The 11,863-nt window shown below is 68.7% G+C and carries 8 protein-coding genes; 5 read left to right on the forward strand and 3 right to left on the reverse strand.

The window, feature by feature from the left end:
• Window positions 1-6 precede the first annotated feature (6 nt).
• Window positions 7-1,170 carry an N-acetylmuramoyl-L-alanine amidase family protein gene (locus ACWPV3_RS13040; protein WP_453978134.1) on the reverse strand — a complete coding sequence of 388 codons (1,164 nt, stop codon included), beginning with the start codon at window positions 1,168-1,170 and terminating at the stop codon, window positions 7-9.
• Between the two features lie 508 nt (window positions 1,171-1,678).
• On the opposite strand from ACWPV3_RS13040, the gene ACWPV3_RS13045 reads away from it, so the two are divergent.
• From ACWPV3_RS13045 to ACWPV3_RS13055, 3 genes are all read left to right on the forward strand, one after another.
• Entirely contained in the window at window positions 1,679-4,360 is a 2,682-nt protein-coding gene (locus tag ACWPV3_RS13045) for an Rne/Rng family ribonuclease (RefSeq protein WP_453978135.1), read from the forward strand.
• Window positions 4,361-4,421: 61 nt separating this feature from the next.
• Window positions 4,422-5,819, forward strand: a complete 1,398-nt coding sequence (locus tag ACWPV3_RS13050) for a M48 family metalloprotease (RefSeq protein ID WP_453978136.1) — start codon at window positions 4,422-4,424, stop codon at window positions 5,817-5,819.
• Window positions 5,820-6,005: 186 nt separating this feature from the next.
• Entirely contained in the window at window positions 6,006-6,635 is a 630-nt protein-coding gene (locus ACWPV3_RS13055) for a DsbA family protein (protein WP_453978137.1), read from the forward strand.
• A gap of 169 nt (window positions 6,636-6,804) precedes the next feature.
• Here the strand turns inward: ACWPV3_RS13055 and ACWPV3_RS13060 are convergent, their stop codons facing one another.
• Together ACWPV3_RS13060 and ACWPV3_RS13065 are read right to left on the reverse strand one after the other, a co-directional pair.
• Complete coding sequence (locus ACWPV3_RS13060) at window positions 6,805-8,526, reverse strand: tetratricopeptide repeat protein (RefSeq protein ID WP_453978138.1); 1,722 nt, start codon at window positions 8,524-8,526, stop codon at window positions 6,805-6,807.
• A gap of 67 nt (window positions 8,527-8,593) precedes the next feature.
• Window positions 8,594-9,838 carry an alkaline phosphatase family protein gene (locus ACWPV3_RS13065; RefSeq protein WP_453978139.1) on the reverse strand — a complete coding sequence of 415 codons (1,245 nt, stop codon included), beginning with the start codon at window positions 9,836-9,838 and terminating at the stop codon, window positions 8,594-8,596.
• A gap of 99 nt (window positions 9,839-9,937) precedes the next feature.
• On the opposite strand from ACWPV3_RS13065, the gene ACWPV3_RS13070 reads away from it, so the two are divergent.
• Window positions 9,938-10,864: an ABC transporter ATP-binding protein gene (locus tag ACWPV3_RS13070; RefSeq protein ID WP_453978140.1), complete on the forward strand. Its 927-nt coding sequence runs from the start codon at window positions 9,938-9,940 to the stop codon at window positions 10,862-10,864.
• Complete coding sequence (locus tag ACWPV3_RS13075; protein ID WP_453978141.1) at window positions 10,854-11,714, forward strand: hypothetical protein; 861 nt, start codon at window positions 10,854-10,856, stop codon at window positions 11,712-11,714. The genes ACWPV3_RS13070 and ACWPV3_RS13075 overlap by 11 nt, the downstream gene beginning before the upstream one ends.
• Window positions 11,715-11,863 lie beyond the last annotated feature (149 nt).

Consider the following 11,863-nt stretch of genomic DNA (forward strand, 5'->3'; position numbering starts at 1 on the left):
CTCGCCTCAGCCGTTGGCGCTGGGCGTCGAAGCCGTCATGATCGGCGCAGACGGTTCGCGGAAATAGCGGTCGATTCCGTCCGCGACCGCCTTCATCAGTCGCCGTCTGGCGCGTTCGTCGGTCAGCAGCCGCTCATCGTCCGGATTGGTGATGAAGCCCATCTCCAGCAGGACCGCAGGCACGTCGGGCGCCAACAGGACAGCCAGCCCCGCATCGCGATGGCTGCGGCGCAGCAGCGGATGCTCCGAAGCCTCCAGATGCGTCAGCAGAACGCGCGCGAACTGGGCGGAGCGGTTCTGGGTCGCGCGCTGCGTCATGTCCAGCAGGATACGGTCCACCGAAGGATCGCGGCCCGGCAGGCGCAGGTCTCGGCCCCAGTTGTCGCCCCGTGTGAACTCGCGTACCGCGCGCCCGGCGCCCTGTTCCGACAGGGTATAGACGCTGGCGCCGCGCAGCGCCGGGTCCGAGCCCGCGTCGGCGTGCAGCGAGATGAACAGGTCCGCGTCCGCCTGACGGGCGATGGCCACGCGACGATACAGATCGACATAGGTGTTGGTTTCGCGCGTCAGACGCACGCGATAACGGCCGGTCTTCTCCAGTTCGGCCTTCAGCGCCAGGGCGGCGGCCAGCGTCACCTGGCTTTCGTTGACCGCGGCCCCCTGCGCACCGGGATCGCGGCCGCCGTGACCGGCGTCGATCACCACCAGCGGCCGCTCCGCCCGACGGGGGGGCGGATTCTGGGCCGGACGCGAAGCGGGCCGCGCTGCCGCGCCTGTCGCCTTGAGGTCCACCACATAGCGATAGTGCGTCACCCCGTCGCCGGGCGGCAGCAGGAAGCGACGCTCGATCTCGCCGCCGCGCGCCAGTTCCAGCATGATCCGCGAGGCGCCGCCGGACGAAGACACCTGGTAGGATCGCACCAGGCCCGATCCGCCGCCGTCCAGACCGCGCCCGGGCGATACGCCGTTCAACGCCAGGGTGACGCGCCCGTCCGCGCCCGTATCGATGACCCGCCCCTGCGCGGCCTTCTCCAGATCGATGACCACGCGGGTCCGATCACCGTCGGCGCCGAAGCGGATGCCCAGCACGTCGCCGTTCCCGCCCCAGGCCAGACCCCGCGTGGCGAACAGTCCGACCACGCAGATGACGACGAAGGCCAGGGCGGTCATCGCCCATTCCTTCGCGCCCCAGCGCCGCAAATCTGTCATAACGCGACCGCCCATTGCGACGCCGAACCCACGAAAACTACTAGATCGGCACCTTTGCACGCCGCTCGTATGCAGGGGGTTAAGGCGAGGCGCTTTTAATTCGCGTCCGGCGTGACTATGATTTGATCCGCTCGCGAACCGATCGCGCCGATTTCGCCCCTGGCGAAGCCTGGCGCGCCCTCCTCGCGGCGTTGACTTTCACCTATCCGAGAACCGCCCCGGCCTTGCCGATGGTTCGAAGAGCGGACCAGGGACGCGGCCTTCCCAAGGATTGGCGCGCCCGGTTCAGGACCGACGACTTCAATGGGCCTTTCCGCCTGCGCTCCCCAACGGCTTGATCAAGCCTTCTTCGCCGTTCTCGGCGAAGGGATGCCGCACGCGCCGGCCCTTCCCCTTATTCGGCGAGCCGCCATGACCCTGTTCCGTGATCCGGAACGGTCGGCCTGCGCGCGCCAGAGAGAGACTTTCCATGTCAAAGACCATGCTGATCGACGCGGCCCACCCGGAGGAAACCCGGGTCGCCATCGTGGACGGACGCCAGATTGAGGAATTCGATTTCGAATCCCGGGCGAAGCGCCAGCTTCGCGGCAACATCTACCTCGCCAAGGTCACGCGCGTAGAGCCCAGCCTTCAGGCCGCCTTCGTCGAATACGGCGGCAATCGCCACGGCTTTCTGGCCTTCAACGAAATCCACCCGGACTACTACCAGATCCCGGTCGCCGACCGCGAAGCCATCATGGCCGAGGCGCACGACGACGAGGACGAGGACGATCTGGATCGCGAATCCACCGGCGACGACGTCGATCCCGAGGCCGCCCTGGCCGACGAGGAGCGTCTGAAGCGCCGCCTGATGCGCCGCTACAAGATCCAGGACGTCATCAAGCGCCGCCAGATCCTGCTGGTCCAGGTCGTCAAGGACGAGCGCGGCGCCAAGGGCGCGGCCCTGACCACCTGGCTGTCGCTGGCCGGCCGCTACTGCGTCTTGATGCCCAACACCGGCAAGGGCGGCGGCATCAGCCGCAAGATCACCAACACCTCCGACCGCCGCCGTCTGAAGAGCGCCGTCGCGGCCCTGGACGTGCCCAAGGGCATGGGCCTGATCATCCGCACGGCCGGCGCCAAGCGCACCAAGGCCGAGATCAAGCGCGACTATCAATATCTGCTGCGCCTGTGGGAGACGATCCGCGAGACCACCCTGGCTTCTCACGCCCCCTCTGTGATCTACGAGGAAGAGAACCTGGTCCGCCGCGCCGTGCGCGACATGTTCGACAAGGATTTCGACGGCATCCAGGTCGAGGGCGTCGAGGGCTTCAAGGAAGCGCGCGACTTCATGCGCGTGCTGATGCCGGCCCAGGCCAAAAAGGTTCACCTGTATCGCGGCTCCCGCCCCCTGTTCGCCTCGAACGGCATTGAGGACCTGCTGACCCAGATTCACCAGCCGGTCGTGCCGCTGAAGTCCGGCGGCTATCTGGTCATCAACCAGACCGAGGCCCTGGTGGCCATCGACGTCAACTCGGGCCGCGCCACCAAGGAACGCAACGTCGAACAGACGGCGTTCAAGACGAACATGGAGGCCGCCGTCGAGGCGGCGCGCCAACTGCGCCTGCGCGACCTGGCCGGCCTTGTCGTCATCGACTTCATCGACATGGACGAGGGCAAGAACAACCGCGCCGTGGAGAAGGTGCTGAAGGACGCCCTGTCGTCCGACCGCGCCCGCATCCAGATGGGCCGCATCTCGCCGTTCGGCCTGATGGAGATCAGCCGCCAGCGTCGTCGCCTGGGCGTGATCGAGGGCGCGACCGAGGCCTGCCCCCACTGCCAGGGCACCGGCCGCATCCGTTCGGCCGAATCCGCCGCCCTGATGACCCTGCGGGCCGTCGACATCGAGGCCGGCAAGAACGGCGCGGGCGTCGTGGTGCTGAAGGTCTGCACCGCCGTCGGCCTCTATATCCTGAACTACAAGCGCGCCTATCTGCAGGCGCTCTTGGAACGTCGCGGCCTGAACGTCATCGTCCAGATCGACGACAGCCTGGGCCAGGGCGAACACACTATCGAGCGCACCGAGACCAACGAGGACTTCGTCGCGCCCGAGATCGAACTGCCCGACCTGGACGACGACTTCGACGCCGACCTCTATGAGGACGAAGACGAGGACGAAGACGAGGAGATCGTCCCGGACGACGAGGACGACGAAGACTCCCTGGAGCGCGAGGACACCGACGACGACGAGGCGCGCGAGCGTCTGGATCGTCACGACGGCCGGGGCCGCAACCGCCGTCGCCGCCGTGGCGGTCGTCGGGACGAGGAAACCGCCGAGGAAACGCCCGGCCTGGCCGATCTGTCCGACGACGAAGAGGACGAGAACGGTCGTCGCCGCCGTCGCGGCCGTCGCGGCGGTCGCCGCGCCCGCGAGGACGGCGAGCGCGACGTCTATACCTGGGTGCGGGGCCGCACGCCGTCGCTGGATGATCCCTATGTCTGGTTCGATCCGCTGAACCCCGGTCGGGGCGACAGCCGCCCGGAACGTGGCGAGCGGAGTGAAAGCTCTTCCGCCGCACATGAGACCGTGGAAGGTCTGGACGTGGTGGCGAAGAACGGCACCGGCGAGGAAGGCGGACGGCCGCGTCGTCGCCGTCGTCGTGGACGGGGCCGCAACGGCGACGCCCTGGCCCACGAGGTCAAGGTCGAGAACCGCGCCACCAACGAGGGTATGCCGCCCGACGGTTCGCCCGACACGCCGATGGCCGTGGTCATGCCCTCCGCCGATGAAGCCGAGGCGTCCGCCGCCCCCGCCAGCGTCGCAGAGCCCCAGCGCCGCCGGGTCCGCCGCAAGGCCGCCGTCGCCGCGCCCGAAGGCGCGGACCTGGCCGCCCAGACGGTCGATGATCCGCATGTCGAGGCCCTGGAAACCGCGATCGAGCCCAACGAGAAGCCGACCGAAGGCGAACCTGTCACTCTGGACGTGACGCCCCAGGAAGCCGCCGTGGTCGAACAGGCCATCGCGGAGGCGCGCGCACCCGAGCCGGTGGTTCTGGCCGAGCCCGTCGCGGCGCCCAAGCCCGAGATCGACGTCGAGGCTCTGATCGCCGAGGACCCGAACCAGATCGTCGCCCCGCCCGAAAAGCCGAAACGCGGATGGTGGCGCCGCTGATCGGTCACGATTAGACTGTCAGGATGCAGGCGGCGGGGGCCGGTCGTTCTTGGAGCATGCCATGACATGGCTTCCCCGATCTGCATCCCGCCTTCTGGCGGCGACGGCGGCGGGCCTTACGGCCTTCCTCGTCGCCGGCCAGGCCTCGGCCCAGAGCCTGATCCGCGACACCGAGGTCGAAGGCATTATCCGGGAATGGGCTGACCCGGTCTTTTCGGCCATGGGTCTGAACCCGGCGGACATCGAGGTCCTGCTGGTCAATGACAACGATCTGAACGCCTTCGCCACGCGCGGGCGGATCATGGGCGTCAACACCGGCCTGATCCTGCGGACCAAGACCCCCAACGAACTGCTGGGCGTGATGGCGCACGAGGCGGGGCACATCAAGAACCGCCATACCCTCAGCGACGGCGCCCAGAACGCGGGCAAACAGCCCATGTTCATGACCATGGCCCTGGGCGCCCTGGCCATCGCGGCCGGCGCGCCGGACGCAGGCGTGGCCCTGCTGGGCTCCAGCCAGTATTTCGGAACCCTGGGCGCGCTTCGCTATCTCCAGGGTCAGGAAGGCGAAGCCGACCTGACCGGCGCGCGAGGCCTTGAGGCCGCCGGCGAGTCGGGCGCGGGCCTGGTGTCTTTCTTCGATAATTTCCGCTCGCAGGAGGTCTTCTCCGATGCGCGCCGCTATCCCTATTTCCGCAGCCACCCCCTGTCGGCCCAGCGGATCGAAAGCCTGCGCCGCTTCGTGCAGGAGCAGCCGCACTACGACCACCGCGACAGCCCCGAACGTCTGGCCCAGCACGCGCTGATCCTGGCCAAGATCCACGCCTTCATGGATCAGCCGACAGCGACCCTGCGGGACTATCCTTCGACCGATACGTCCCTGCCCGCCCGCTATGCGCGCGCCATCGCCTGGTATCGCGACGGCCAGACCGAAAAGGCCCTGACGGCGGTGGACGCCCTGATCGCCGGCGACCCGGACAACCCCTATTTCCACGAACTGAAAGGCCAGATCCTGTTCGAGGAGGCCCGGCCGGCCGAGGCCATCGCCGCCCACCGCGAGGCGGTTCGGCTGAAGCCCGACGCCCCCCTGCTGCGGATCAACCTGGCCCACGCCCTGATCGAGACCAACGACAAGGCCAATCTGGACGAGGCCATCGCCCAGCTGAAGCACGCCGTGGTGGCCGAGAAGGACAACACCCTAGCCTGGCGCCTTCTGGCCCAGGCCTACGCCTCCCAGGGCAAGGAAGGCGAGGCGCGTCTGGCCTCGGCCGAATACTATTTCGCCGCCGGCGATGACAAACAGGCGACCCAGTTCGCCCTGCGCGCCCGCTCCATGCTGGACCCCGGCTCCATCGAATGGCGCCGGGCGGTGGACATCGTCCTGGCCTCGGGCGCCACGCCCGCAGACCTCCAGGACCTGGACCGGCGTGAGGCCGCGCGTCGCCCGACCCTCAACTGATCCCCCTGCTTTGACGACCGAGAGTTTCATGACCGATCACGACCCCGCGCCCCAGAACGCCCCCGCCGCCCCAGCCGCCGCCAAGCCCGGCGGCCTCGGCGCGCGCGCTTAAACTATCTGGCGCTGGGCCTGTCGGTCGTCGCCCTGGGCCTGGCCGCTGCGCCCTATTTCACGGGCGCCGGCGATGTGCGCGGCTATCTGCTGAAGCACCCCGAAGTCCTGCAGGAAGCCAGCGCAGCCCTGCAACAGAAGGAAGCCCAGGCCCGCGTCGACGAGATCAACCAGGCCGCCGCCGCCAACGCCGGCCTGCTGGCGCCCGACAGCCGCGATCCCAGCTTCGGCCCCGCCGACGCCAAGGTCACGGTGATCGAATTCTTCGACTTCCGCTGCCCCGGCTGCAAGGCGGTGGCCCACGACTATCGCGCCCTGATGGCCGCCCATCCCGAGGTGCGCTTCGTCTTCAAGGACTGGCCCATCCTGGACCGCGGCGAGGACGTCACCTCGCAATACGCCGCCCGCGCCGCCCTGGCCGCGCACCAGCAGGGCAAGTATCTGGAGGTCTACGACGCCCTGATGAACGCCCGCGCGCTCAGCATCGCCTCCATCGACGAGATCCTGGCCCAGCACGGCGTGGACATGACCCGCGCCAAGGCCGCCATCGCCGCGCCCGACACCACCCGCCACATCGCCGACATCCACACGACGGCCGCCGCCCTGCGCCTGCAAGGCACGCCCAGCTTCTTCGTCAACGGCAAGGCCAGCGCCGGCATCGACCCCGCCGAAATCGGCCGGATGATCGAGGCGGCCAAACGTTAGCGTCATTCCGGGGCGTCCGCAGGACGAACCCGGAACCCAGGAGGCGCGCAACCAGCGTAAGCCGCGTTTAGCCATGGGATGAGGCCCTGGGTTCCGGGTTCTTCGCTTCGTTCAGCCCCGGAATGACGTGTCAGGAACGTCGGACGCCTCTTTGCCCTAACCGAAAACTTCAAGCCTCAGCCAGACTCATCGCCCCGCCGATCCATTCGATTCCGGCGTGGCGCAGGGCGTCGTTGGCCGCCGCCTCGTCGCCCAAGGCCATCTGCGCCCGATAGAGGACGTAGTAGCTGTAAGGGTCGTTGGGCCAGTCCTTCAGCAGTTCACCGACCTTGTCGCGCGCACCCGCCGCATCGCCCGAGGCCAACAGGGCCGCCGCGAGGCTGCGTCGCGTCGGATACCAGATCATCGGCGGATCGCCGCCTTCCGGCGCCATGGCCTGGATCGCCGCGGCCCGGCCGTAGGCGGCGACCGCCGCGGGATAATCGCGGTCGATCATCGCCGCGCGGCCTTCCAGCACTTTCTGGAACAGTTCGGCGAAGCCCTTCTGCCGGTCGGCCATCGGTCCCTTGAAGACGCCCTGGGCCAGCAGGTCGGCGATGGCCGTCGCCTCGGTCCGCACGGCCGCCGCATCGCCGCGCCGAGCCGCCGCCTCGCCCCGGGCGTAGCGCCAACCCACCCGCATCAGGGGGCGTCCGGCGTCCGGTTCGGCCAGGACCGCCACCTGCCGCGCATCGCCGAACCGGCCGTAAAGGGCGTAGGCGTCGGCCGCCATGATCTGGCGATAGGTCTGATAGGGGTCTTCGTCCGGCTTGGGCGCGGCCAGAAGCTCGGGATAGGTCTGCATATACCAGTCGGCCAGTTCCAGCCCCCGCTCGACCCCGCCCGCCATCAAGGCGCCGCCCATGCCGAAATGGATGTTGTGGGCGTGCAGCCGCATGCCCTTGATCCCGCCGGGCGGCCCGACCAGCCGGTCGTAGGCCTTGTCCAGCGCCACGGCCTGGACGTTGGACATCATCGCGTCCTTGTAGCGGCCGACGCGATAGAAGGTGTGCGACGGCATATGCACCAGATGGCTGGCCCCCGGCGCCAGCAGGGCCAGCCGCTCGCCATAGGCCAGGGCGCGGTGCGGATCGTCCGACCATTCGGTCAGGTGAATATACAGGTGAATGGCGCCCGGATCGTTCGGTTTGACCTCCAGCGCGTGCTCCAGAATGGCCATGGCCCGCGTCACGGCCGGATCCGTCGCCTTGCCCTTGTCGTCCCACCAATCGTTCTCGGGCTTCAGCATCCAGGCGTCGGCCGTAATGGTCGCCACCGAGACGTCGTCGGGATGGCGCTTGGCGATCCGGTCCATGGCGCGGGCGAACCGGGTCGCCCGGCTCTTCTCGCCGCCCGAATAGCGCTGGATCAGGGCATCGATCATCTGGCGCTGCATCGGCGTCGCATCGCCCCCCAGTCGTCGCGCCTCGCGCGCCACGCGCAGGCCGGTCGCCAGCGAGTCCGGATCGGTCCCGCCGCCGTTCAGGTTCGGCCCGATGGCCCAGGCCTCGCCCCAGGCGCACATGCCGCAGCCGGGGTCCAGCATCCGCGCCTTGCGGAAGGCGCGCACCGATTCCGTGTGCTCGAACGCCCAGCGCAGCCGCACCCCATAGTCGAACCAGGCCTGGGCCTCCGGGTTGGCGGTGTCGATCTTGAACCCCTCGTCGCCGAAGCCGGGGACCATGACCATATCGGCCGTCGGCTGGGCGTCGCCAACGGCAGCCGCGCGGCCGCATATCTGGGGATTGGCGATCAGGGCCAGGGTCGCCGCCGTCGCGGTCGCATCGGCCACCGCGACCGGCGCGATCAGACAGGCGACCGAAACCGTCGCGACCCACAAACTCTTGCGCATTGCCGCCTCCCCGCGTGTGCAAGGTTCATTGTGCGCTGAAATCGCCAGCGCGCCAATGCGCCGCCGATCAGGGCCGGGTGACGGCCAAGGTGTCTTCGGGTCGACCATCGCCGGCCGGCGCCGCCAGGCCCAGCATACGCGCCAGGAAGGGCTGAACATCCACGCTATCCAGATCGCTCAGACGACGTCCGGCGACCACGCCCGGCCCGTGGGCGATGAAGACCGCCGCCATCTCGGGCGCCTGATTGTCATAGCCGTGCGCCCCGCCCGCCCGGGTCACGGGCCGGTCGCGCGTCGCCGTCAGCCAGCCGGTCTCGACCAGGCAGACGATCTGTCCTACGCGCGGGTTGGAGCCATAGACGAGGCGCGCGGGCACGTCGGCCTTGTTCCAGCATTCCATGTGCGGATGCCGGCCGACCAGCTTCTGCTGCACCTCCGCCTCGCGACCGAGCGCCGGATCGGCCGTCAGCACCGCCCCGCCATAGCCGATCTTCAGCGCCGCCGGGTCGATGATGTCGTCCAGCCAAATCACCCGGTCGGGCGAGGTCGCCGCCATGCCGTGATCGGACACCACCACCAGCATCGTCCGGTCGTACAGCCCCCTGGCCTTCAGCCCGTCGATCAACCGCCCGATCGACGCATCCACCGAGGCCACGGCCGCGCCCGTTTCCGGCGCATCCGGCCCATAGTGGTGGCCGGCGGTGTCGACGATGTCGAAATACAGGGTCTCCAGCTTGGGCCGCTGGTCCGTCGGCAGATCCAGCCATGACAGCACACGGTCCACCCGTGCGTCGCCCGGCATTCTCTGGTCGAAGGGCGCCCACTGGCTGGGGCGCACGCCGTGGATCTCGACCTCCGATCCCGGCCAGAACATGGTCCCGGTGCGCATCCCCGCCTTCTCGGCCGTGACCCAGATCGGTTCGCCCTGATCCCAGAAGCCGCTTTCCTTGCTGGCCATGGTGAAGACGCCGAGCCGCGCGTCGGTGAACCGGTTGGCCACCACGCCGTGATGGTCGGGATGCAGCCCCGTCACCAGCGTATAGTGGTTGGGGAAGGTCACGCTGGGGAACGACGGCCGCATCGGCCCGAACGCGCCCCCGGCGACCAGTCCGTCCAGCACCGGCGTCTGCCCCTTGCCCAGATAGTCCGGCCGGAAGCCGTCGATGGAGATCAGGATCACCCGATCCGGCAAGGCCGCCTGAACCGTCGAATCGACCACAGCCTGCGGCGTCTGCACAGGCGGGGTTCCAGCGCAGGACGACAGGGCGATGGCGCCGGCGGCGATCAGACCGGCGAGCGGGAAACGGAACATGGGCGACCTCGAATGCGATACGAGACGATTGCCTAAACTTAATGGGCGACAGGCGCACGACGGCTTGTGGGAACGACGTTCTCGCGCCAAGCTTGCATCATGGACACCGTCATTGAAATCCGCGACCTGACCAAGACCTATGGGGCGGTGAAGGCGCTGGACGGTCTGACCCTGTCGATCCCGCGCGGCGGGGTCTATGGAATTCTCGGGCCGAACGGAGCGGGCAAGTCCACCCTGTTCCGCACCCTGCTGGGCCTGATCAGCCCGACCAGCGGCGAGGCGACCGTCATGGGCGGACGCATCGGCGACCCGGCCGCCACCCGGCGCATGGGCTCGATGATCGAGACGCCGCGCTTTCCGCCCTTCATGACCGCCCGCCAGGTGCTGGAATGGCTGGCCCGCGCCCATGGCGGCGTTCCGGCCCAGGAGATCGACGGCTGGCTGGCCCGGGTGGGCCTGACCGAGGCGGCTAACCGCAAGGTGCGCGGCTTTTCGGTCGGGATGCTGCAACGCCTGGGCGTCGCCGCCGCCCTGATGACCAAGCCCGACCTTGTCATCCTGGACGAGCCGACCAGCGGCATGGACCCGCCCGGCATCCAGGAGATGCGCGCCCTGATCCGCAGCCTGGCCGACGACTACGGCGTGACCATCATCCTGGCCAGCCACCAACTTCAAGAAGTCCAGCGCGTCTGCGACCGCGTCGCCATCTTCAACAAGGGCCGGGTCATCACCGAGGGCCGGGTCTCGGACCTGACGGCGTCCGGCGAACGGCTTCGCCTGTCGGTCACGCCCCTGGCCAAGGCCCTGGGTGTCCTGGGCGAGCGCGCCAGTCTGGACGGCGACGCCCTGGTGGCCGCCATCGCCCGGTCGGAGACCCCGGCCGTCATCCGCGCCCTGGTCGAGGCCGGGGTGGAGATCGAAGAGGCCCGCTGGATCGGGGCCGACCTGGAGGACGTCTTCATGACCGAGACCGGCTGGACCGGCGTGCAGACCAACGCCGCCAAGGGGGCCGCCCATGCTGGTTGATGCGATCCGCGCCGAATCCTATCGCCTGTCCAAGAACCGGACGGCCCTGTTCTGGAGCCTGCTGTTCGTGCCGGTGGTCGGCCTTCTGATCTCGACGGCGACCTTCATCTTCGCCAAGGCCAACGAGGCCAAGCTGGCGGGCAAGCTCCCGCCCGAGCTGGGTCTGAACGCCTCCCCGCTGGACCTGGGCGCGGGCCTGGTTTCCAGCGCGGCCGAGTTCGCCAATCCGGCGGTGCTGATGTTCGTGCTGATCGGCGCGGCGACGATCTTCGCCGGCGATTATCGCTGGGAGACATGGCGCCTGACCACGGCCCGCAACAGTCGGCCCAACCTGTTGCTGGGCAAGGTCGTTGTGGTGGTCGGCCTGACCATCGCCGCCACGGTCGCGGTGCTGATCGGCGACATCGCCTCCAGCCTGATCAAGGCGATGGTGTTCAAGCGCGCCCTGACCTTCAGCCTGACCGGCGGCCAACTGGCCGACCTGGCCTGGCTGACCCTGTTGGGCTGGGGCCGCATCGTCCAGTTCGTCATGCTGGGCCTGTTGGCGGCGGTGATGACGCGGTCGCTTCTGGCGGCCCTGTTCGTGCCGACGGTCGTCGGAATCGGGCAGTTCTTCCTGCCCAATCTTCTGGCCTCCATGGGCGTCTCGCCGGAAGGGTGGCTGATGCCGCTTCTGACGCCCGGCATGGCCGCCGACCTGTTGAAGGCCGTGATCCACGGCGGTCCGGCCGCCGGGAGCCTGCCGCCCCAGGCCCTGGCCAAGGGTCTGCTGGGTCTCGGTCTATGGACCGGAATTCCCCTGGCCGGCGCCATCGTCTGGTTCCAGCACCAGGACCTGTCCAAGGAATAGGGCTAGAGCCGCTTTTCCATGAAGACGTGGGCCCGCGCATGGGGCGTGGGCCGCGTCGGCAGGCGGGGGAAGAAGCTGACCGCGACACCCCTCTTGTGGAACCTCGGCGCTCCTGATCGGGTTTAGTGCTCAAGCGTAGCGGTATCGGG

The organism is Brevundimonas sp. Marseille-Q4549 (assembly GCF_976940555.1).

What these genes read in the sequence shown, in the direction of transcription:
- ACWPV3_RS13040 (WP_453978134.1), bottom strand. Translation starts at nt 1,170, where the DNA reads ATGACCGCCCTGGCCTTCGTCGTCATCTGCGTGGTCGGACTGTTCGCC.
- ACWPV3_RS13045 (WP_453978135.1), top strand. Translation starts at nt 1,679, where the DNA reads ATGTCAAAGACCATGCTGATCGACGCGGCCCACCCGGAGGAAACCCGG.
- ACWPV3_RS13050 (WP_453978136.1), top strand. Translation starts at nt 4,422, where the DNA reads ATGACATGGCTTCCCCGATCTGCATCCCGCCTTCTGGCGGCGACGGCG.
- ACWPV3_RS13060 (WP_453978138.1), bottom strand. Translation starts at nt 8,526, where the DNA reads ATGCGCAAGAGTTTGTGGGTCGCGACGGTTTCGGTCGCCTGTCTGATC.
- ACWPV3_RS13065 (WP_453978139.1), bottom strand. Translation starts at nt 9,838, where the DNA reads ATGTTCCGTTTCCCGCTCGCCGGTCTGATCGCCGCCGGCGCCATCGCC.
- ACWPV3_RS13070 (WP_453978140.1), top strand. Translation starts at nt 9,938, where the DNA reads ATGGACACCGTCATTGAAATCCGCGACCTGACCAAGACCTATGGGGCG.
- ACWPV3_RS13075 (WP_453978141.1), top strand. Translation starts at nt 10,854, where the DNA reads ATGCTGGTTGATGCGATCCGCGCCGAATCCTATCGCCTGTCCAAGAAC.